General features: G+C 63.6%; 20 protein-coding genes and 1 pseudogene. 7 read left to right on the top strand and 14 right to left on the bottom strand.

From position 1 onward, the window contains the following. The first annotated feature begins 27 nt into the window (after nt 1–27). The 5 genes from accB to ACN9MW_RS27425 all read left to right on the top strand — a co-directional run bounded on the left by accB (nt 28) and on the right by ACN9MW_RS27425 (nt 6,598). Nucleotides 28–498 carry an acetyl-CoA carboxylase biotin carboxyl carrier protein gene (gene accB, locus ACN9MW_RS27405; protein WP_426164842.1) on the top strand — a complete coding sequence of 157 codons (471 nt, stop codon included), beginning with the start codon at nt 28–30 and terminating at the stop codon, nt 496–498. A gap of 75 nt (nt 499–573) precedes the next feature. Beyond that, on the top strand, nt 574–1,932 hold the full coding sequence (gene accC, locus ACN9MW_RS27410) for an acetyl-CoA carboxylase biotin carboxylase subunit (RefSeq protein ID WP_426164844.1): 1,359 nt from the start codon (nt 574–576) through the stop codon (nt 1,930–1,932). 17 nt (nt 1,933–1,949) lie between these two features. Next, nucleotides 1,950–2,861 carry a 50S ribosomal protein L11 methyltransferase gene (gene prmA / locus ACN9MW_RS27415; RefSeq protein ID WP_426164846.1) on the top strand — a complete coding sequence of 304 codons (912 nt, stop codon included), beginning with the start codon at nt 1,950–1,952 and terminating at the stop codon, nt 2,859–2,861. A gap of 16 nt (nt 2,862–2,877) precedes the next feature. Then, a complete protein-coding gene (locus tag ACN9MW_RS27420; RefSeq protein ID WP_426164848.1) occupies nt 2,878–5,646 on the top strand; it encodes a DUF3426 domain-containing protein in 2,769 nt (922 codons plus the stop codon). 7 nt (nt 5,647–5,653) lie between these two features. Further along, entirely contained in the window at nt 5,654–6,598 is a 945-nt protein-coding gene (locus ACN9MW_RS27425) for a carbohydrate kinase family protein (protein ID WP_426164850.1), read from the top strand. 160 nt (nt 6,599–6,758) lie between these two features. Here the strand turns inward: ACN9MW_RS27425 and ACN9MW_RS27430 are convergent, their stop codons facing one another. The 10 genes and pseudogenes from ACN9MW_RS27430 to ACN9MW_RS27475 all read right to left on the bottom strand — a co-directional run bounded on the left by ACN9MW_RS27430 (nt 6,759) and on the right by ACN9MW_RS27475 (nt 15,556). Then, nucleotides 6,759–7,052, bottom strand: a complete 294-nt coding sequence (locus ACN9MW_RS27430) for a DUF167 domain-containing protein (protein WP_426164852.1) — start codon at nt 7,050–7,052, stop codon at nt 6,759–6,761. After that, a complete protein-coding gene (locus ACN9MW_RS27435; protein ID WP_426164854.1) occupies nt 7,049–7,579 on the bottom strand; it encodes a YggT family protein in 531 nt (176 codons plus the stop codon). The genes ACN9MW_RS27430 and ACN9MW_RS27435 overlap by 4 nt, the downstream gene beginning before the upstream one ends. A gap of 83 nt (nt 7,580–7,662) precedes the next feature. Next, nucleotides 7,663–8,643, bottom strand: coding sequence for a transcriptional regulator (locus tag ACN9MW_RS27440; protein WP_426164856.1), 981 nt, complete (start codon nt 8,641–8,643; stop codon nt 7,663–7,665). A 726-nt stretch (nt 8,644–9,369) separates the two neighbouring features. Beyond that, on the bottom strand, nt 9,370–10,875 hold the full coding sequence (locus ACN9MW_RS27445) for a chemotaxis protein CheW (RefSeq protein ID WP_426164858.1): 1,506 nt from the start codon (nt 10,873–10,875) through the stop codon (nt 9,370–9,372). Nucleotides 10,876–10,878: 3 nt separating this feature from the next. Next, on the bottom strand, nt 10,879–11,031 hold the full coding sequence (locus tag ACN9MW_RS27450; RefSeq protein WP_426164860.1) for a hypothetical protein: 153 nt from the start codon (nt 11,029–11,031) through the stop codon (nt 10,879–10,881). A gap of 140 nt (nt 11,032–11,171) precedes the next feature. Next, nucleotides 11,172–11,483: a methyl-accepting chemotaxis protein gene (locus ACN9MW_RS27455; RefSeq protein WP_426164862.1), complete on the bottom strand. Its 312-nt coding sequence runs from the start codon at nt 11,481–11,483 to the stop codon at nt 11,172–11,174. Nucleotides 11,484–11,865: 382 nt separating this feature from the next. After that, nucleotides 11,866–12,393, bottom strand: a pseudogene (locus ACN9MW_RS27460) (PAS domain-containing protein); the annotation flags it as partial. 190 nt (nt 12,394–12,583) lie between these two features. Then, nucleotides 12,584–14,086 carry a tripartite tricarboxylate transporter permease gene (locus tag ACN9MW_RS27465; RefSeq protein ID WP_426164864.1) on the bottom strand — a complete coding sequence of 501 codons (1,503 nt, stop codon included), beginning with the start codon at nt 14,084–14,086 and terminating at the stop codon, nt 12,584–12,586. A gap of 9 nt (nt 14,087–14,095) precedes the next feature. After that, on the bottom strand, nt 14,096–14,557 hold the full coding sequence (locus ACN9MW_RS27470; protein WP_426164866.1) for a tripartite tricarboxylate transporter TctB family protein: 462 nt from the start codon (nt 14,555–14,557) through the stop codon (nt 14,096–14,098). 21 nt (nt 14,558–14,578) lie between these two features. Next, nucleotides 14,579–15,556 carry a tripartite tricarboxylate transporter substrate binding protein BugD gene (locus ACN9MW_RS27475; RefSeq protein WP_426164868.1) on the bottom strand — a complete coding sequence of 326 codons (978 nt, stop codon included), beginning with the start codon at nt 15,554–15,556 and terminating at the stop codon, nt 14,579–14,581. Between the two features lie 134 nt (nt 15,557–15,690). Here ACN9MW_RS27475 and ACN9MW_RS27480 point away from each other — a divergent pair, with 134 nt between their 5' ends. Further along, nucleotides 15,691–16,434 (top strand): substrate-binding periplasmic protein, encoded by a 744-nt coding sequence (locus tag ACN9MW_RS27480; protein WP_426164870.1) that lies wholly within the window; start codon nt 15,691–15,693, stop codon nt 16,432–16,434. Here the strand turns inward: ACN9MW_RS27480 and ACN9MW_RS27485 are convergent. The 3 genes from ACN9MW_RS27485 to ACN9MW_RS27495 all read right to left on the bottom strand — a co-directional run bounded on the left by ACN9MW_RS27485 (nt 16,420) and on the right by ACN9MW_RS27495 (nt 20,285). Beyond that, a complete protein-coding gene (locus ACN9MW_RS27485; RefSeq protein WP_426164872.1) occupies nt 16,420–18,174 on the bottom strand; it encodes a chloride channel protein in 1,755 nt (584 codons plus the stop codon). The two genes, ACN9MW_RS27480 and ACN9MW_RS27485, sit on opposite strands and share 15 nt — an antisense overlap. Continuing rightward, the gene (locus ACN9MW_RS27490) at nt 18,171–18,590 is read right to left on the bottom strand and encodes a MarR family winged helix-turn-helix transcriptional regulator (protein ID WP_426164874.1); all 420 of its coding nucleotides are present in this window, start codon (nt 18,588–18,590) and stop codon (nt 18,171–18,173) included. The genes ACN9MW_RS27485 and ACN9MW_RS27490 overlap by 4 nt, the downstream gene beginning before the upstream one ends. Before the next feature lie 90 nt (nt 18,591–18,680). Next, nucleotides 18,681–20,285 (bottom strand): mechanosensitive ion channel family protein, encoded by a 1,605-nt coding sequence (locus tag ACN9MW_RS27495; RefSeq protein ID WP_426164876.1) that lies wholly within the window; start codon nt 20,283–20,285, stop codon nt 18,681–18,683. A gap of 74 nt (nt 20,286–20,359) precedes the next feature. Between ACN9MW_RS27495 and ACN9MW_RS27500 the strand changes: the two genes are divergently transcribed. Then, complete coding sequence (locus tag ACN9MW_RS27500; RefSeq protein WP_426164878.1) at nt 20,360–21,076, top strand: substrate-binding periplasmic protein; 717 nt, start codon at nt 20,360–20,362, stop codon at nt 21,074–21,076. A 263-nt stretch (nt 21,077–21,339) separates the two neighbouring features. Here ACN9MW_RS27500 and ACN9MW_RS27505 read toward each other — a convergent pair whose 3' ends face one another. After that, nucleotides 21,340–21,564 (bottom strand): hypothetical protein, encoded by a 225-nt coding sequence (locus ACN9MW_RS27505; protein ID WP_426164880.1) that lies wholly within the window; start codon nt 21,562–21,564, stop codon nt 21,340–21,342. Between the last annotated feature and the right edge of the window lie 163 nt (nt 21,565–21,727).

The following is a 21,727-nucleotide window of genomic DNA, read 5'->3' on the forward strand; positions in this document are numbered from 1 at the left end:
AATAGATAGAACAAGGGAGCCAACAACATGGATCTACGCAAGCTGAAGACGCTGATCGACCTGGTAGCAGAGTCGGACATCGCTGAACTGGAAGTGACCGAAGGCGAAAGCAAGGTTCGCATCGTCAAGTCCGGCGGTCTGGCACAAAACCAGGTCGTGATGATGCCGCCGCAAGCGCCAACCCATTACGCACCCGCTGCCGCTCCTGTCGCAGCACCGGTTGCCGCGCCTGCCGCAGCCGCTCCAGCTGCCGCCGAGCCGACCGGCCACGTTGTGAAGTCCCCAATGGTGGGCACTTTCTACCGCGCTTCCGCGCCTGGCAACCCAGCCTTTGTTGAAGTGGGCGCCACCGTGAAGGAAGGCGACACCCTCTGCATCATCGAAGCGATGAAGCTGCTGAACGAGATCGATGCCGACAAGTCCGGCACCATTACCCAGATCCTGGTCGAGAACGGCCAACCGGTCGAATTCGGCCAGCCACTGTTTGTGATCGGCTAAAGCCGGGCCATGGCTGCTGTGGATACTGCGGCAGCCAGCACAATCTCTCCTCCTTTCACAAACATAGAAGCTGCCATGTTTGAAAAAATCCTTATTGCCAATCGCGGTGAAATCGCCCTGCGCATCCAGCGCGCGTGCCGCGAACTGGGCATCAAGACTGTGGTCGTGCACTCCGAAGCCGACCGTGACGCCAAGTACGTGAAGCTGGCCGACGAGTCCGTCTGCATCGGCCCTGCTCCTTCGGCCCAGTCCTACCTGAATATGCCGGCCATCATTTCCGCGGCCGAAGTCACCGACGCGGAAGCGATCCACCCGGGCTACGGCTTCCTGTCCGAGAACGCGGACTTCGCCGAGCGCGTGGAAAAATCCGGTTTCGTCTTCATCGGCCCGCGCGCCGAATCGATCCGCATGATGGGCGACAAAGTGTCGGCCAAGCAGGCGATGATCAAGGCCGGCGTGCCTTGCGTGCCAGGTTCCGACGGCGCCCTGCCGGATGATCCGAAAGCCATCGTGCAGATCGCACGCAAGGTTGGCTATCCGGTGATCATCAAGGCCGCTGGCGGCGGCGGTGGCCGCGGCATGCGCGTGGTGCACACCGAAGCTGCCCTGCTGAACGCGGTCACCATGACCAAGTCGGAAGCCGGCGCCGCCTTCGGCAATCCGGAAGTGTATATGGAGAAGTACCTGGAAAACCCACGCCACGTGGAAATCCAGATCCTCGCCGACGAACACAAAAACGCCGTCTGGCTGGGCGAGCGTGACTGCTCCATGCAGCGCCGCCACCAGAAAGTGATCGAAGAAGCGCCGGCGCCGGGCATCCCGCGCAAGCTGATCGAAAAGATCGGCGACCGCTGCGCCGAAGCTTGCCGCAAAATCGGCTACCGCGGTGCGGGTACCTTCGAATTCCTGTACGAGAACGGCGAGTTCTATTTCATCGAAATGAACACCCGCGTGCAGGTCGAGCACCCGGTGACCGAAATGATCACCGGTATCGACATCGTGCAGGAACAGATCCGCATCGCTTCCGGCGAGAAGCTGCGCTTCCGCCAGCGCGACGTGATGCTGTCCGGCCACGCCATCGAGTGCCGTATCAATGCCGAAGACCCGTTCAAGTTCACCCCGTCGCCAGGCCGCATCACCGCGTGGCACGTACCGGGCGGCCCAGGCGTGCGTGTTGACTCGCACTCCTATGCGGGTTACTTTGTACCACCGAACTACGATTCGATGATCGGCAAGGTCATTACCTACGGCGCGACCCGCGAGCAGGCTATCCGCCGCATGCAGATCGCGCTGTCGGAAATGGTCGTTGAAGGCATTTCGACCAACATCCCGCTGCACCGCGAGCTGATGGTTGACGCACGCTTCATCGAAGGTGGCACCAACATCCATTATTTGGAACAACGGTTGGCAGAGATGCCAAAAGCAGGCAAGTAAAATAGGTAAGAAATAAGATGAGCTGGACTGAAATCGTCATCGAAGTAGCCCGTGAACACGCTGAGGCCCTGTCCGAAGCGTTGATGGATGCGGGCGCGCTGTCGGTGTCGGTGGAGGATGCCGATGAAGGCACCGACGCCGAAAAACCCCTGTTCGGCGAGCCGGGCATGGAGCCGACCGAAGCGGCATGGGATCATAGCCGCGTGGTCGCGCTGACCGATGACGAGGAAGACCAGGCCCTGATCGTGGCGGCTGCCGCCGGCGCGATCGGGCTGGCTCACCTGCCAAAGTTCACCACCCGCAAGGTGGAGGATGCCGACTGGGTGCGCCTGACCCAGTCGCAATTCGAGCCGATCCATATCGGCAAGAACATCTGGGTCGTGCCGAGCTGGCACGAAGCCCCCGATCCGTCGGCCCTGGTGCTGGAACTTGATCCCGGCCTGGCTTTCGGCACCGGCTCCCACCCGACCACCAAGCTGTGCATGGAATGGCTGGAAGCCCACCCGGCTCCGGGCAAGACCGTGCTGGATTACGGCTGCGGTTCCGGCATCCTGGCCATGGTGGCGCGCAAACTGGGCGCTGCCACGGTAGCCGGTGTGGATATCGATCCACAGGCGATCGTCTCGGCCAACGACAATGCGGTGCGCAACCGCGTGGAAGATATCCAGTACTTCGTGCCGGATGATTTCGCGGAATCGGCGTTTGCCTCGCAGCGTTTCGATATCGTGGTCGCCAACATCTTGTCTTCGCCGCTGAAACTGATGGCGCCGATGCTGTCCGGCCGCGTTGCACCGGGCGGTTCGCTGGTGCTGTCTGGGGTGCTGGCGCGCCAGGCAGAAGAAGTCGCTGCGGCCTACGCGCCGTTCATCAAGCTGAGCGTCTGGGCTGAGCACGAAGGCTGGGTGTGCCTGTCCGGCACGCTGGCATAAGGTAGCTTCCTGACTGATGGCGCTCGCCACTAAATGCCCCCATTGCAATACGATCTTCAGGGTCGCGGCTGACCAACTGAAACTGCGCGGGGGCATTGTCCGTTGCGGCTCTTGCGCGCTGGTCTTCGACGGCAATGCTGCCCTGGTCGAACCGGCTGCCAAGCCGACTCCTGTCATTCCCGATGTAGTCGCCGAGGCGCCGCCGCCCAAGCCGGCGGTCTCCGATTACGTGCATGGCTCGCCGGTCGATTTCGAGATCGATTTCGGCGAGGAGCCGGCACCTGCTACGCCACAGCCGCCTGTGGCCGAGCCAGTCTCGCCTGCCGTCTGGCGTACCGCAGGTACTCCGGCCCCTGTTGCCGAGCCAGTGCCCGCTGCCGCCCAGCCCAAAGCGCCCTCGCCTGACGACATCGCCATCGCCGCCGTCACTCGTGCGTTCGCCCACGTGACCACGAATCCTGCGGTGGCATCGCCCGCGCCAACTTCGCCATCGCAAGCCGAACCGCCGCAGCCCGCCGCGCCTGCGCAAGCGGCAGCCTCGACGCCTGTCGCCGAGCCATCACGCCCGGCTGCCGCTCCGCTTGCCGCCAAGCCATCGCAACCGGTCGAAGCTTTGCACGCTACGGCGCCGTCACCGGCAGCTCGCGCCCCCTCGTCGCCGGCTGCGCGTTCGCTGATCGATGTAGTGTCGCCCGACGCCGCTTTCACGGCAGCTGCCGAACCATCACCTCCGCTGGTAGCCGACACTGCTGCCGCGGCATCATCAGCCAAGGCGCGGACGCCGGCTGGTTCGTCTTCGCTGGCCGACCTGGTGGCGCCCGATGCCATCTTCACGGCCACCGCAGAACCGTCGCAGCCCCTGGCACCTCCACCGGCCGCCAAAGCGTCGGCCCCGGTTGGCTCAGCCATGCTTTCGGATGTGCTGTCGCCCGATGCCACTTTCTCGGCCGCTACGCAAACAACACCAGCTGCCACCGCACCGACGACGCCAGCACCGCGCACCGCGTTCACGCCAGCGCCAACGCCAATCCCTGCGGCGGCCGCTCGGCCTCCTGTCGACGCAACCACGTCCACGGCGATGCCCCAGCCGGCAGAAAGCCTCCCATTCGGGGCCCCTCCGCCAGTCGACCGGGCGCAACCTGCTGCCCTTGAAGCCGCTCCGCAGCGGGACGAGCCACCTGCCGAGCCGGCGCAACCTGCCGATGCGAGCGCGCTCGCGCCGGAAGAAGCGCTCGAAGTCGAAGCCCCAGCGCCCGTCGAGCAGGCTGGCGCGCCTGCCGACGATACAACGCCTCAGCAGCGGGACGAAACACCTGCCGAGCCGGCGCAAGCTGCCGACGCGAGCGCGCTCCCGCCGCAAGAAGCGCTCGAAGTCGAAGCCCCAGCGCCAGTCGAGCAGGCTGATTCGCCTGCCGACGATGAAGCGCCCCCGCAGCGGGACGAAGCACCTGTCGAGCCGGCCCAAATTGCCGACCAAATCGTGCTCGCGCCCGATGAAGCGTCCGCATTCGAGGCCCCATCACCCATCGAGCACACCGATTCACTGGCCGACAATGAGGCCCGCCTCGAGCCAGCGCAGGCGGTCGAAGATGGCGATGGCGTTCAGCCATGGGACGATACGCCCGCCGGCGAAGAGCACGCGACGACGGAATCTGGCGAGCAGGCCGGCGCTTCCCTCGTGGAGGCTATCGACCAATGGTCGACCGATAATTTACATCCCGACGGCCGCGTCGAGCCCTCGCTCGACACGCCCCAAGAGCACGTGGTGGTCGCCGCCCTTGATGACGCGCACCATTTTGAAGACCTGCCGTCCGAAGAGCCGTCCGAGCCGGTAGCACCAGCAGCCGAGGCAGAGGCGAACCGCCTGAGCGAACCATCCCTGGATGCCGAACCGTGGCACACAGGCGAAGCAGAGGCGTCCGACGACGCTGCGCCAGCCAGCGAAGCATGGAGCCTGTCCGATCCCGACGAAACTGCCCAGCATGCAGTCGCAGCAGTCAACACGGATGCACCGGACGACGGCGCCTCCATCCCCGACGAAGCGCCAGCCGAACAACCGGCCAAATCCCGCCGCGAACGCGCCCTGAAGCGCGCCAAATCGCGCCGCGATGCCAGCGGTCCGTCCGCCGAACACGAAGTCTTTGCGCTTGAAGAAAACGGCCCCGCACAGGAATCGAGCGCCGAAGAAGTTGCTGCCCGCATGCGCGCGCTGGCCGGCGTCGACGAAGCAAAAGCCGAGGCCGAAGCCGAAGACCTCGACCACTCCGACCTGAGCTTCGTGAAGCGCGTCGACCGCAGCCAGAAGTACGGCAAGGCGGTCACGATCACGATGGCCGTCGGCGTCCCGATCCTGCTGGCGGGACTGGTGCTGCAAGCCGCCACCACCTTCCGCGACAGCCTGGCCGCGAATTACCCGCAACTGAAGCCAGCCCTGGCCGCCGTCTGCCAGCCGCTCGGATGCAAGATCGCCCTGCCCACCCAGCTCGATGCCCTCAGCGTCGAACCGGGAGAGCTGGCCAGCATGACTGAAAACACCTTCAGCTTCAGCACCGTCCTGCGCAACCAGTCCAAGACTCCACAAGCCTGGCCGCACATCGAACTGACCCTGAACGACAACGCCGACAAGCCGGTGCTGCGGCGCGTATTTGCCCCGCGCGAATACCTGCCCTCGCCAATCGAGCCCGAAAAAGGCTTCGGTCCGCGCAGCGAGCAAAGCATTAAACTGTACTTCGAGCTGAATGAGCTCAAAGCTTCCGGCTATCACATCGCCATTTTCTACCCTTAAAAATACTATGACTAAAACCGCGCTTGTCTGTGGCTCGCTGGCCATCGACATCATCATGCAATACGAGGGCCGTTTCGGCGACACCCTGCTGGCAGACCAGCTGCACAAGGTCAACGTGTCCTTCCTGGTGCCGACCATGCGCACCGAGTTTGGCGGCTGCTCCGGCAATATCGCCTACTCGCTGAAGATGCTGGGCGGCGACCCGCGCATCGTTGGCGTGCTGGGTCAGGACTGCGCGGCCTACCTGGAGCGCTTCCAGAAGCTCGGCATCTCGACCGACAACATCCTGATCAAGAAGGATGCCTACAACGCGCAGTGCTTCGTCACCGCCGATGCGGACCACAACCAGATCAATGCCTTCCACCCAGGCGCCATGTCGTTCGCGCACGAGAATCCGATCGAGAAAGCCGGCCCGGCCCGCATCGCGATCATCTCGCCGGACGGCCACCTGGGCATGCTGAAGCACGCGGAAGACCTGGCGCGCCTGGGCATCCCGTTCATCTTCGACCCGGGCCAGCAGATGCCGATGTTCACCGCCGAACAACTGATCGGCTTCATCGAGCAGGCCACTTATGTAACCTGCAATGATTATGAAATCGAACTGCTGATGTCGCGCACCGGGCTGACCATCCCGGATATCGCTGCCAAGCTGGAAGCATTGATCGTGACCCGTGGCGAGAAGGGTTCGGAGATTTATACCCAGGGCAAGCGGATCGATATTCCTGCCGTGGTGGTCGATTCGTCGCTCGACCTGGACCCGACCGGTTGCGGCGATGCGTATCGCGCCGGCTTGCTGTTTGGCCTGGTCAACGACCTGGGGTGGGAGTCGACCGGCCGCCTGGCCAGTTTGCTGGGTGCGATCAAGATTGTTACCAAAGGGGCGCAGAACCATGTGTTCACGCCTGCTGAAATCGCGGACAAGTTTGAGGCGGCGTTCGGTTACCGTTTCTGAAACCGGTAAACCAGGGTCAGACCCAAGGGTCTGACCCTGTACGGTCTCCCAGGCGCGGGTTGGGTTCCAGGCTTTTGACGTATTGAGAAGATCAAAAACGCACAACCGAAACCCGCGGCCGTCGCTCTGACGGGGTCAGACCCTTGGGTCTGACCCAGATTTACCGGTTTACAAGACGCGCCACATCCTCCAGCGTCACGCCGGACACTTCCAGCAGCTTCTTCTTATTGGTCTGCCCATGCGTCAGCGTCACCGCGCTGCGCGACACGCCCAAGGCTCCGGCCAGCCACTTCACCAAGGCCTCGTTCGCCTTGCCCTCGATGGGTTGCGCAGCCAGCTTGATCTTCAGGGCATCATCCAGCACCCCGATCACCTCGGTCTTCTTCGCATTCGCCTGGATCTGAACCGCCAGCCGCACGCCGCCCGGCAAGGGCGAACACCAGCTGCGGCTCATGCCACCCCGAACAGCTTGCCCAGCAGAAGTTGGAAGATCTGCAGCAGGATCACCGCCACCAGCACCGACAAGTCCAGGTTGCCAACCAGGGGCACCACCTTGCGGATAGGCCTGAGCAGCGGATCATTCAGCGCGCGCACGAAAGGCGCCAGCGGGGCATGCGGGTTGACCCAGCTGAAGATCACTTCGATGATCAGCAGTGCCATGAAACCGAACAGTATCCACTGCAGGAAGCGATACAAGGCCGCCAGCAACACGTACTCCACCGACCGTCCAATCAGGAAATCGATCGACGTCGCCAGGATTACGATCAAGAACGCCCCGATCAGGCTGGCCCAGTCATAGCCGCCCATGCCGGGAACGATGCGGCGCAGCGGGCGCACCAGCCAATCCGATAATTGAAAAGTAAACTGTGCCACCGACGAAGGCGGCCGGACGCGGATAGCCTGCATCCAGAAGCGCAGCAGCAGCACGCCGCCGAGGAGGCTCGCTATAACATCGACGATCAACTTCAGAATATCAAACACGAGTTCACTCCAAATAAAAAAACCGCTGTGCGATTGTCTCACACAGCGGTGTCTTCGCCATCCGGCACCAAGCGTTTAACGGCTTAGGAAGGACGGGTGCTGGTCGGGAACGGCCAGGCGGCTGCCGGGGCGATCACGGTTTTTGCTGCCGGAGCGGCGGCTGGAGCTGGGGCTGCAGCAGCAGGTGCTGGTGCGGCGGCTGGCTTCACAGCTTCCTTCTTGGGAGCAGCTGGTTTCTTAGGAGCGGCCTTTTTAGGGGCAGCTGGTTTAGCAGCCGGAGCTGCAGCCGGTGCTACGGCTACTGGCGCAACAGCTGGCTTGGCTGCTGGCTTAGCCGAGGCTTTTTTTGGGGCGGCCTTTTTAGCTGCAGGCTTGGCAGCTGGTTTTGCGGCGGCTTTAGGAGCGGCTTTTTTAGCAGCTGGCTTGGCAGCAGCTTTCTTGGCAGCTGGCTTCTTGGCGGCTGGCTTGGCAGCAGCTTTAGGAGCGGCCTTCTTGGCAGCAGGCTTGGCAGCGGCTTTCTTGGCAGCTGGTTTCGCAGCAGCTTTCTTGGCGGCTGGCTTGGCAGCAGCTTTCTTGGCAGCTGGCTTGGCAGCAGCTTTCTTGGCGGCTGGCTTGGCAGCGGCTTTAGCTACGGTCTTCTTGGCTGCTGGTTTCGCTGCAGCTTTCTTGGCAGCTGGCTTAGCTGCTACTTTCTTGGCAACGGCTTTTTTAGCTGCTGGTTTAGCGGCGGCTTTCTTGGCTGCTGGTTTTGCTGCTGCTTTAGCTACAGTCTTCTTGGCTGCTGGCTTGGCTGCTGCTTTCTTCGCTGCTGGTTTTGCTGCTGGCTTAGCAGCGGCTTTCTTCGCTACTGGCTTAGCTGCTGCTTTCTTGGCTGCTGGTTTTGCAGCTGGCTTGGCGGCGGCTTTCTTGGCTGCTGGTTTAGCGGCTGGCTTGGCAGCGGCTTTCTTGGCAGCTGGTTTAGCAGCTGGCTTAGCTGCGGCTTTAGCGGCCGGCTTGGCGGCAGCTTTCTTTGCTGGAGCAGCTGCTTTAGCGGCTGCTGGTTTCTTCTTAGCGGCGGTTGCCATTTTTAGTTCTCCTTCATCTGGGATGGGAAAAATTCACGCACAAATTTAAAACCCGTCCGGCCCTGCGCTGGACCAGGCGAATTATTCATCGGCACAAACAGGGTTGCGGTTTGCGCTAATGAATTCGGCACCCAGCTGAACTGCTGCACCTCCTCACAAGTGCAGCGCTTCAGCCATCGATTCCTGCGCCGGTGCTTGGCAGCGCAGGACTCAAATTCTTTGTCGCGACGATTGCGCGGGTGGGGCGTCAACTCAGCTCCTCGACCCTTCGCCGGGCCACTTGGTACGACCAGCGTTCAAAGAAAAAACCGCCCGGCCTGATCGAGTGATCAGGAGAGCGGCTTCGCTGTCGTCGTGTGGTCTTTAAGCATACTTATGCGTTTTTGGTTCCCATTATTTTTCGATTTTTGCGGTAACAACACACCCGAAAAAACAGTGCTTGCAAATTCACGCGATTTCAAGTTCGCAAAGTACACGAAAGCTTGTCGATGCGCAACCAGCACGAATGATTTTCTTCTTCTTTTTTTGCGCCGATCTGCGAGTTCGCGCACATTGAAACGCGCATCGCGAGCCGCTCACGCGCTTCGCTCGACCATCACATTGTCGACCACCTTCGGATAACGCCTTTAGGTAAAGGCTGTATAAAAAATGAAGCGCCCTGGCCTGCGTTTGCGCGCGGGACCGGGGCGACTGATGGCGGCGTTTGAAAATTTTTTTTCGTCGCGATTACGCGACATGCAAAATTCGCTGCATCACGCGTTCGAGATCAAGCAAACAGGTGCTGTGCGTGCTGCCATCTGTTTGCGGCAGCTCCACCACCTCATGCGATTCAGCTGACAGTCCTTGCAGCGCCGCCGAGGCCTTCATCAACGACGGTGCAGCGAAGCGCTTGCCGTCATCGACCGTGACGATGTCGGCCACCGCGTCGACTACCAGGCCGTAACGCCCTTCTTCGCGCTCGATCACCAACACCTTGCCGGCATCTTCGCCGGCGTCCATCCCGTACAGGCGGCGCAAGTCGACCAGGCTGATGAGCTGTTGGCGCAGGTTCAGCACCCCGCACAGGCAGTCGGGCATGCCGGGCGGGTGGCTGATGTCGCCGCCGTGGTCGATGATCTCGCGCACTTGCTTCAGCTCCAGCGCGAACAGCTCGCCCACCCGGAAGCTCAAGTAGACCTTGCGTCCGGCGCGCTGGCTGGCTGCCGCCGCCCCGCCCTGGTCGGCTGGATACAGCCGGCGATGGCCCAGGTCCATCTCGCCGATCTCGCTGCGCGAGAAGGTGCCCGCGTGGTCCAGCAGGATCACGTCCTCTTCACCGGGCCGCGCCACGCAACCGGCAAACATCGCACTGCGCTCCTTGCTCAGCAAAGGGATCGGCAGCACTTCATCGCTGGTGAAATGCAGGATGCTTTCCACTTCGTCGACCAGGAATCCGATCGTCGCCTCGCCGATGCGGGCGACCAGGATGCGCTGTTCGGCATCGGCTTGCGCGGGCAAGCCGCCGGCCAGCGCGGCAAAGTCCACCACGGGCACCTGCAGGCCGCGGAACAGCATGCGGCCGCGGCACAGGGGACTGGCCAGGATGGACGCGGCCAGTTCGGGCACGCGAACGATTTCCTGGATCGCCTTCATCTCCATCGCGAACCGGGCGCCGGCGGCACGGAAGCTGATCGCGTGGCGGCGCTCGCCGACCACCCGCATCTGGCGCCGCGATTCGGCGCCGGCGGCGCGCATCGATTGCACCTGCGGCACGTTCTCGATATGCACCAGGCGGTCGATGTCGAGCACCTGGACCAGGCGCCGGCCGTCTTCCAGCAAGATGGTGCCGGCTACTACCCCTTGTGTCGATCCCTCCGCATAACGCAACCGGCTGCGTTGTTCGGGCCGCACGCGCAGGATTTCGCCGGTGGCGTGCACCAGCAGGCCGACCTGCGCTTCCTGGTAGTCGATGATGGCGATCTTGTCCGAAGCTGCGGCCGCAGGCGCCGACGGATCGAACAGGCGGCCCAGGTTGACCACCGGGATCACGCTGCCGCGCAGCGTGAACATGCCTTCCAGATAAGATGGCGCGAGCGGCACGCTGGTCATGCGATCGGGAAAGTTGACCACTTCGCGGATGCACAGTGCGGGCAAGGCGAACTCGCTGCCGCCCAACATGAAAGACCCAAACAGTTCGACCGCCGCCGCGGCGTCCGCCTGCGGCGCCGCCGACACCACACGCAAGGCTTCCATGGCTTACACCACGAAACCGGCGACTAGCTTGTTCAATTCCCCGGCGCGCGAATTCAGGCTGGCGGTCGACGAGGCAATGCTGTCGCAGCTGCCGGCGGACTGCTCGGCCGCTTCGGCGATATGGTTGATGGCCACGCTGACCTCGCGCGCCGACAACAGTTGCTCACGGGCTTCGTGCGAGATTTCGGCAATGGCTTCGCTGGTCTTGCCGACGCCTTTGACGATGCGGTCGAAGGCTTCGCTGGCCTGGTGCGAGATGGCGGTGCCGGTATTGACCCGCTTGACCGACTTGCTGATCAGCTTGGAAATCTCCTTGGTCGCTGCGAGGAACGCTCGGCCAGCTTGCGCACCTCGTCCGCCACCACCGAGAAGCCCAGGCCATGTTCACCGGCGCGCGCCGCTTCGATGGCCGCGTTGAAGGCCAGCATATTGGTCTGATTGGCAATATCGCTGATCACCTTGACGATCTCGCCGATGTCTTCCGACGAACGATTGATCAGGTCCATCGCCTCGATCGAGCGCGCCACCGCCTTGGCGCCCGCCTCGGCTTCGTCCTGGGTCGACTTGGCCAGGTTCGTTGGCCTGGCCGGTGCTGGTGGCAATCGCATCGATCGAACGGGTCAGGCCGTCGACCGTGGCGTTCATCTCCTCGACTGTCGCACCCAGCTCCTGCGAACCGCCAGCCACTACGCCGGCACGGTTGGCGATCTCCTCGGCATCGTCGGCGAAGGCGGTGGCCGACATCACTACCTGGCCGATCACGCCGCGCAAGTCTCCCATCATCTTGCCGATCCCTGCGCCCAGCTGGTCGAGCGGCTCGTCGCCGGCCAGCGGCACCTCGGCCGTCAGGTCGCCCTTGGCCGCGCGCGCCACCGCATCGAGCAGGCGCTCGATCTTGGCGGCGTCGCTGGCCGCCTTGTCCTTGATGCCCTGCTCCATCAGCACCTGCTCCGTGATGTCGCTGGCGAACTTGACGATTTTGAAAGGCGTGCCGTTCATGTCCAGGATCGGATTGTAGGTGGCCTGGATCCAGATCGTCTTGCCGCCATTGCCGACGCGCTTGTAGCGGCCGCCGTCGAATTCGCCGCGGTTCAGTTTTTGCCAGAAGCGCTTGTAGTCGACGCTGGCCGCGTAGTCGGTCTCGCAGAACATGCGGTGGTGTTCGCCCTTGATGTCGTCCAGCGTATAGCCCATCGCATCGAGGAAGTTGCTGTTGGCGGTGAGCACATGGCCGCCCATGTCGAATTCGATCACGGCCTGCGCCTTGTCCATCGCGCTGACCTTGCCCTCGTACTCTGCGTTGCGCAGCTTGGTGGCCGTGATGTCGGTGGCGAACTTGATTACTTTATAAGGCTTGCCGTCGGCGTCGAACACCGGGTTGTAGGAAGCGTTGATCCAGATTTCACGCCCGCCCTTGCCAAGGCGCTTGTACTCGCCGTGCTCGAAATGGCCGGCGCGCAGGCGTTCCCAGAATTGCTTGTATGCTTCGCTGGCCACGAACGCGCTGTCGCAAAACATCGCGTGGTGGCGGCCCTGCACCTCGTCCAGCGTATAACCTGACCGGGCTGTTCATTTGGGTGAGCTCCTGTAGGGATTGTTGCCACTGAGAATTTTCAGTATAGACAGCGCCCTGCGGGGATACTCACGCTTGTCACCGTTGTCGACCCACAACGAAACAACGCCCGGCGTGCCGGGCGTTGTCAGTTTCTTACTCCTCGTGGAAGGCTTCTTCCCGTTTCTTGCGCAAGGAAGGCGACAGCACCACCGCCAGCGCCAGCACTGCCAGCGCCAGCAAGGTGGCACTGATCGGACGGTTGAGGAATACCATCGGGTCGCCATGCGACAGCGTCATGGCGCGCCGCAGGTACTCTTCCAGCATCGGCCCGATGATGAAGCCGAGCAGCATCGGCGCCGGCTCGGCATCGAGCTTGGCGCAGATATAGCCGAACACGCCGAACAGCGCCATCAGCCAGACGTCGAACTGGGCGTTATTGAGGCTGAACACGCCGATCGCGCAGAACATCAGGATGGCCGGGAACAGGCGGTGGTATGGCACGGTGATCATCTTCACCCACAGGCCGATCATCGGCAGGTTCAGCACCACCAGGAACAGGTTGCCGAACCACATCGACACGATCAGGCCCCAGAACAGATCGGGCTTCTCCGTCATCACCGCCGGTCCAGGGGTAATGCCCTGGATGATCATGGCGCCGATCATCAGTGCCATCACCGGGTTGGACGGGATGCCCAGCGTCAGCATCGGGATGAAGGAAGTCTGTGCGCCCGCGTTGTTGGCCGATTCCGGCGCCGCCACCCCCTCGATGGCGCCCTTGCCGAACTCTTTTGCGTTGGGCGACACCTTTTTCTCGAGCGAGTAGGAAGCGAAGGAAGCCAGCATCGCGCCTCCGCCCGGCAGGATGCCCAGCGCCGAACCGAGGAAGGTGCCGCGCAAGACCGGCGCCAGGATGCGCTTGAAGTCTTCCTTGTTCAGCATCAGCCCCGACACCTTCTTCATCAGGATGTGACGCTCTTCATCATGCTCCAGGTTGCGCACGATCTCGCCGATGCCGAACATGCCCATGGCCACGATCACGAAAGAAATGCCTTCAGCCAGCTCCGGCATGTCGTAGGTGTAACGTTGCTGGCCCGAGTTGACGTCGGTGCCGATCATGCCCAGGAGCAGGCCCAGGATCACCATGCCGATCGCGTTCAGCAAGGAACCGCTGGCCAGCACCACGGCCGCCACCAGGCCCAGCACCATCAGCGAGAAGTAGTCGGCCGGGCCGAACTTCAGCGCCAGGTCGGCCAGCGGCGGCGCAAAGCACGCCACCACCACGGTGGCCACCGTGCCCGCGAAGAAGGAGCCCAGGGCCGCCGTTGCCAGCGCCTTGCCGGCATGTCCCTTGCGCGCCATCTGGTAACCGTCGATGGCGGTCACCACGGAGGATGACTCGCCCGGCAGGTTGACCAGGATGGCCGTGGTGGAGCCGCCATACTGGGCGCCATAATAAATACCGGCCAGCATGATCAGCGCCGCCACCGGCGGCAGGCCGAAGGTGGCCGGCAGCAGCATGGCGATGGTGGCGATCGGGCCCAGGCCCGGCAGCACACCGACGGCAGTGCCGATGAAGACGCCCATCAGGCAGTACATCAGGTTGGTCAGGGTGAAGGCGGTTTCAAAGCCCAGACCCAGGTTGCTTAAAATTTCCATGCCCGCTCCCTAGAAACCGAGCCAGGGGCCGAGCGCAGGTATCGGCAATCCCAACAATTTAATGAACAGCACATAGGCGAAGGCCGCCAGGCCGATGGCCAGCAGTGCCACTTCTTTCCAGCGGAACTTGGGGCTGGCATACGCGCTGACCAGCACCAGCACGGCTGCCGCCGGCACCAGGCCGGCGCCGCGCATCAGGACGCCGAACAGCACCACGGCCAGCGTAACCAGGGCCAGCGGCTTGAGGTGCAGCTTTTCCATCGGTTCGCCGTGGCGGAAGAAGGAACGCAGCACCCCCGCCGCGCCGATCACGGCCAGCAGGATGCCCAGCACGACCGGGAAGAAGGCCGGCCCCATGCGGAAGGAAGTGCCCATGTTCAGGTCGCCGCGCGTGAACACGGCGCCCAGCCCAATGGCGATGAAGATCACCCCGATCCAGAAATCCTTCGGGTGACGAATTGCGGAAGACATCAGAGACTCCTTGGCCGGCGCTTAGTCGGCGTAAACACCGGCTTTGCTGATGATCGGGCCCCAACGGTCGATATCAGCCTTCAGGTGCGCACGCAGGGCTTCCGGCGTGGCGCGCTTGGTTTCCACCGGCTCGGTGCCGAGGTCGGCGAAGCGCTGCTTGACGGCCGGATCCTTCAGCGCCACCTGCAGGGCGCCAACCAGGGTGTCGATCACTGGCTTCGGTGTGCCTTTCGGTGCGTACATGCCGTGCCACACCGCCACTTCAAAGCCAGGAACGCCGGCTTCGTTCAGGGTCGGCACGTCCGGCATCGACGGCACGCGGGTCTTGGTGGTGACGCCGTAGACCTTCACCTTGCCGCTCTTGATCTGGCTGGTGGTGTTGGTGGTCTGGTCGCACATGAAGTCCACCTGGCCGCCCAGCAGGTCGTTCATGGCCGGGCCGGTGCCCTTGTATGGCACGGTGGTCAGGTCGGTCTGGATGGCGGACATGAACAGCATGCCGCACAGGTGGGACGCCGAACCGAGGCCGGCGTTGGCGTAGGTAACCTTGGCCTTGTTGGCTTTTACATAAGCCAGGAATTCCTTGAAATCCTTGGCCGGGAAGTCCTTGCGCGCCACCAGGGTCATTGGCACGTCGGTCACCAGGCCGATCGGCTCGAAGCTGTCGATGGCGTTGTAGCTCAGCTTGCGGTACAGGGCCGGCGCGGTGGAATGGCCGATGTGGTGCAGGAAGATGGTGTAGCCGTCCGGAGCCGCCTTGGCGGCGCGCGCCGCGCCAATGGTGCCGCCGGCGCCGCCGACGTTTTCCACAACGATCTGCTGTTTCAGCTTGGTGCCCATGGACTGCGCCAGCAGGCGCGCCACGGTGTCGGTCGGTCCGCCGGCTGCGAACGGCACGATCAGGGTGATCGGCTTGGTTGGGTAGCTCTGTGCCTGCGCGAGGCCGGCGCCGAACAGGGGCAGGCATGCCATTGCGGTGATGAGGGCGCGTCGTTTCATGTGGTTCTCCAGTTGCTGATTAATTGTTGGATTTGCGCTACTAGTAATGTTGTACCAGCAATTATTGGAGGACACAAGTCGGGCCTGTCAGTTTGATTGACTTCGCGCCTCAAGACGCACATGATTGGCTGATCATGGCTCCCAAGCTGCACCTCGCCGCATCGTTCCTGGCGCTGCCTTTGGCGGCATCGGCCGGCTCGCTCCAGCTGTTTACCGAGTACACGCCGCCCGACATCATGCGCGATGGCGAACGGGTCGTCGGCATCTCGCCGGACAAGGTGAAGGAAATCATGGCGCGCGCCGGCATCAGCTACACCATCGAGATCATGGCGTGGCGCCGCGCCTACGAACTGGCGCTGCGCACGCCGGCTTCCTGCGTATTCTCCACCTCCCGCACGCCGGAGCGGGAAGCCCTGTTCAAATGGGTTGGGCCGCTGCGCGAAGTGGACTGGACGCTGTACGGCCTGGCCAACCCGCCGTTCCGGCTCGCCACGCTGGATGACGCCAGGCACCTGCGCATTGGCGGCTACAACGGCGACGTGCGCGCCCAGTTCCTGCTGGACCGCGGCTTCAAGGTGGATATTGCGCCCGACAATTTTTCCAACCCGCGCAAGCTGCTGGGAGGCCGTATTGACCTGTGGGCGACCAGCCACCAGCTGGCCAACGGCGTGCTGGCGCAGGAAGGCCTGCTCGGCAAGATCGTGCCCCTGCTGACCTTCCACACCTCGCGCGCCTACCTGGCCTGCAACAAGGCGGTGCCGGACGCGCAGGTTGCCGCCATGTCGGCGGCCATGGCGGAAATGGTGAAAGACGGTACCTCGACTGCGATCGACCGCAAGTATGCCAACTGGCGGCCAGCGCCCTCACCCACCCGCTGACCTGGGCAAGCGCAAGCGCCGGAAGCGGTGGCGCCGGTGCTCCTCGTTGTCGAGCGAAAGCGAGGACTTGACCAGGTCGCTGCGGCTGATCACGCCCACCAACTGGCGGCTGCCGGCATCGGCCACCACCGGCAAGCGCTCCAGTCCGTGCACCGCCAGGCGCACCGCCACCGTGCGGCAAGTTTCGCCGCGCAGCGCCACAATCGGGGCGTTCACGCCATACAGCTCGCGCACGTGCACGGCGTGGCTGGCCTGCACCAGGGTCGCGCGATCAAGCATGCCCAGCACCGCGCCATTGCTGGTGACCGGATAGGCGCGGTGGCGCTGCGCCGCGCCGAAGTGGGACGCCAGCACGTCGGCAACGCGCGCATCCGCGTCGATCGACACCGGGGCGGCCGTCATCACCTCCTCCACGCTATGCCGCTCCAGCGGATCGATGCCGTACTCGCGGTAGATATGGTGGCCGCGGCGAGCGATCTTCTCGGTCAGGATCGAACGGTGCATGGTGATGACGGTGAAGCCATAGGCCACCACCGAGGCTGCCAGCACCGGCAGCAGCGCATTCGCATCGTGCGTCAGCTCATAGGCAAAGACCGTGGCCATGATCGGTGCGCGCATCATGCCGCCCAGGGTGGCTGCCATGAACACCAGCGGCCAGACCGCTGGCGAGCCGCCCGGCAGGTAGGGCGCCAGCAGCGTTCCCAGGCCGGCGCCCAGCATCAGCAAGGGCGCCAGCACGCCGCCCGACGTGCCCGAGCCGAGCGCGATCAGCCACATCACGGCCTTGGCGGCCAGCAGCGTCGCCACCACGCCGGCGGCCAGGTGATTTTGCAGCAGGTCGCCGATCACGTCATAGCCGACGCCCAGCGCGCGCGGCTGGAAATAGCCGCCGATGCCGATCGCCACGGCGCCCAGCGCCGGCCACCACATCCAGTGCAGCGGCAGCTTGTGGAAGCCGTCTTCAATGCGGTACAGCGCGGTCGACAGCAGCCACGCCATGGCGCCGCACAGCACTCCGGCCACGGCGCAGGACAGCAAGGCTACCGGCGGCAGCTGCGGGCTTTGCTGCGGGAACAGCGGCCCCGCTTCCATCAGCAGCGGCCGCAGGAAACCGGCCACGGCGCAGGCAATGGCGACCGGCAGCAGGCTGCGCGGGCGCAGTTCGAACAGCAAGAGTTCAACCGCCAGCAGCAGCGCCGCGATCGGCGTGCCGAAGACGGCCGTCATGCCGGCCACCGCGCCCGCCACCAGCAGGGTCTTGCGCTCGGCATCGCTCAAATGGAAATGCTGCGCGAACAGCGAACCGACCGCGCCGCCGGTCATGATGATCGGCCCCTCGGCGCCGAACGGCCCGCCACTGCCGATGGCAATGGCCGAGGCCAGCGGCTTGAGCACCGCCACCTTGGGCGACATCGCACTGCGCTTGAACAGGATGGCCTCGATCGCCTCGGGAATGCCGTGGCCGCGGATCTGCTCCGAACCATAGCGGGCGATCAGGCCAATCACCAGTGCGCCAATCACCGGCACCACGATCACCCAGGCGCCCAGCGCATGGGCGGACGGCGATTGCGGCGCGGTCGACAGGGACTGGAAAAAGAACAGGTTGGTGAACAGCGAAATGGCCTTCAGCAGCAGCCAGGCGGTGCCGGTGCTCAGCATGCCGATCAAGGCAGCCATGGCGCCAATCTGCAGCAGGCGCGCGTCGCCGCTGAAATCGCGGCGTGGATCGTACGGTTTCATGGTTTCCTGGGCAGGTTGGGAACGGTGAAGACGCCGTGCAGCGATTGCAATTCGGCGCGATGGATGGCAGCCAGGCGTACCAGCACTTCTTCGCCGGCGGGCAGCAGGTGGACTTCGACCCGGCGCCGGTCCTGCGCATGCGGGCGGCGCTGCACCAGCCCGGCTGCCTCGCAGCGGCCCAGCAATGCGACGACGCCATGCTGCTGCGCCTGCAGCCGTTCGGCCAGCTCGCCGACGGTGGCCCAATCGCGGCCGGGAAAGCCCTTGATATGCAACAGCAGCAAATACTGCAGTGGCGTGATGCCTTCGGCCTGGGCCGCGTTCTCGGAGAAGCGCTCGAAGCGCCGCATCTGGTAGCGGAATTCGGACAGGGCCATGAAGTCGGCCTTGGCCAGCGTATCTGGTGGAGACGGCATTTTTATATCACGATATGATGTAATCAGCCGGTCATGATACCACCGTTTTTCTATCTGCAACCAGGCCGGCCAGCGCTGCCTGTCGCGGGATCACGCCGCCGGCTTTGACCTCGCAGGCGCCACGATGTGCGGTTGCTGCGGTTCTTGCGTGAAGTGCGGCGACATGATCTGGACGCCTTCGCGATTGAAGACGTCGACCACCTGCTGGTGTAGTAGGCTGAGCAGCTCGGCACGGCTATTGGGCGAGCTCAATACCGAGCATGCCACGAGCTTGTATTCGATATAGAAATCGGACAGGGCGCTCTGGATCACATACGGCCGCGGTTCCGCAGCAATGCCCTCGGTGGTCGCAGCCGCTTCCTCCAGCATGGCGTAGACCTGGCGCCAGGGCGTGTCATACCCGATGGTCACGCTCGTATCGACCACATAAGCGCCCGGCACGGCGCGCGAGTAATTCTTGATCGTATTCGACAGTACCCAGGCATTCGGCATGGCCACATCCACGCCCATGCCGGTACGCACGCGGGTATCGAAGATTCCGGGTTCGACCACCGTGCCCTGCACGTCGCCGATGCTGACGTAGTCGCCCTTGCGCAGCGCCCGCGTATACATCAGGATCAGGCCCGCCGCGCCCTGGCCGACAATGCTGGAGGCGCCGATCGACAGCATCAGCCCCGCCAGCACCGTCACGCCCTGGAAGGCCGCCGTGTGCGAACCAGGCAGGTAGGGATAAGCCATGGCCAGCGCAAACAGCCAGATCACCACCTTGCCCAGGCGGCGCGTCGGCACTGCCGTATCGCGATCGAGCCAGCCGAAATGCAGCTCGCCGCTTTCGATGCGCTTGAAAACAGAGGCCAGCGTGGCGCTGGCAAGGCGCGCCACGACAACAATCACGGCAACGAGCAGCAGGCCGGGAATCGCATCGGCCACGTTGCCGGCGATTTCAGCGGCGGTATCGAGCAGGAATTGCTGCAAGCGTTCGCCCCAGTTGCGCGCGAACGGAATCCGCGCGAGCACAAAGGCCAGCCAGACGTAAGCGGCCAGCAGCCCCAGGAACCAGGCCGCAACATCCATGGTGAGCCGCATGAAATGGACCAGGTGTTCCGCATCGAGCACGCGCACGTTGCGCACCCGGACCTGCGCCAGGCGCCGCCCCAGGATCGCCTCCAGCCGGCGCCGGCCCTGGCGGCGCAGCGCCGCCAGCACCCACAGGAACAAGGCCAGCGCGCAGCTGGCCAGGGCGCACAAGGCCAGCGCTTGCGCGATATAGGCCGGGCTGCGCTGCTCGCGGCGTTCCAGCAGAGCTTTGTTCAATTGCGCGGCGCTTTCATGGGCCAGCAGTTCGGTGGTATCACCCGCCAGGGCGTTGACGTCGCCGGGAGACACCAGGAACAGCAGCGAGCCGTCCAGCAGGACTTGCGTACCCTCGGCGATCGAACGGGTGCTGGCCTGCTGCGGACCGCCTTGCGCAAGCGCGCGTTCGAGGCGTTTCTCTGCAGCTTCGGCGCGGTCATGTGGCGGATAGCCGCTCAGCATCGCGCGGAACACGAAGACTGTCCGGTTGCCGACGGTGAGCCGCGCGAGCGGCGCCTCTGGCTGGGCCGCCGGCGTGGCACTTGGCAGTGCGTGGCTCAACTGGCTGAACGTCAGCAGAAAAAGACAGAAAAGCGTGCGTAGCAGCATGGGTTCCTTCATGTCAATTTGCGTGCCATCATTGCATACAATGCTGTACAACTCAATCCATGCGCTCGCCACCGCCAAGCATGAAAATGTTACGACTGCTCGTCCTCAGTTGCCTGCTGCTGTCCGCACCGTACGCAGGGTGCGGCGAACTGGTCGTGCTGGTCGACCGGGCGGCCGACATGCCCATGTCGCGCATTGAGAATGGGCGCCTGGCGGACGGCGTGCACAAGATGCTGGGAGAGGCGCTGGCCCGCGGCACAGGGCGCGAGCTGCGCTTCCTGCTGCTGCCGCGCAAGCGCATTGCCAGGGCCTTGCAGCAGGGCGAGGCCGACATCCTTTGCGGCTATACGCCGGAATGGATCGAAGGGGACTTCCTGTGGACAGAACCCGTGTTCACGGCGGAGGAAGTCCTGGTCACCGATGCCCGCCATCCGCAACCGCATTCCATCGCCGACCTGCGCGGACAGGCCATCGGCACCATCCTAGGCTACCAGCATCCTGAAATCGAAAAGGTCCTGGGCGCCGGCTTTGTACGGGACGATTCGCCCAATATGGAGACCAATCTCGAGAAGCTGGCGCGCGGCCGGGTGCACCATGTGCTGATCGCGCGCGCTGTCCTCGAATACCGGCAGCGCCTGCGGGCCTTTCCGCTGAACCTGCACCCGCCCCTGACTGCGGCGAGCTTCACGACCCGCTGCGCGGTTTCACGCAAAGGCCATCTCAGCCTGGAAGAAGCCAATCGCGCGATCGCTGCCGCCGCCAGAGACGGCACGCTCGCGCGGATCCTGGCGCAGTTTCGTTAGGCGCCTGTCCGGCTTCACGTGTCGATGTTTTCAGCTCGTTTGGCAGCAGATAGGTATAGCTCTTTGGATCGAACATTTCCTTCCAGGTTTTCGTGCCCACCTGGATTCCTTCCTGCATGCCGGCCTTGCGTGTGATATACAGCGGTGTGAACGTCGAGTCGCTTACCGGGTCGGTGCGATAGGACCGCTACAGTTGGTTGCAGCGGCGCGGAACGATGGCGTACTCCTCGTCCGCCTCCTCGCTCGACGCTTCCGGCGAACCCTCACCCTCGGCAGGCGCAGTCTTCTTTTCGTCCTTGTTTTTTCCCAGTCGGCATACGCGCTCTCGGTTTCCTTGCAGTTGCCGGCCCCAGGACCTGGAACGCTGCCGTGAACTCGGTCAGCACGACGATCTGTTCATTGCGCTGCGCCAGGACCACGTTGCTGGTGGTGGTGAAGTGTTCGCCCACGGCGGCTTCATTGGCGGTAGTCTTCAGCCCCCCCGGCATCGACGCTCAAGGCTTCGAACGAATCCTGGCCATCCTTCGATTCGATGGCGAGGCCGCTGGTGACCAGGTAGAGCTCATCGCCTCCTTGCCGTCGACTTTCTTTTGCTGTACGACCGTGATGGGGTAAGTTGCGTGGTTCATTTCGTCAACGTAGAGCCAGCCT

It is taken from the genome of Pseudoduganella sp. R-34 (assembly GCF_049904655.1).
GTDB lineage: Bacteria > Pseudomonadota > Gammaproteobacteria > Burkholderiales > Burkholderiaceae_D > Rugamonas.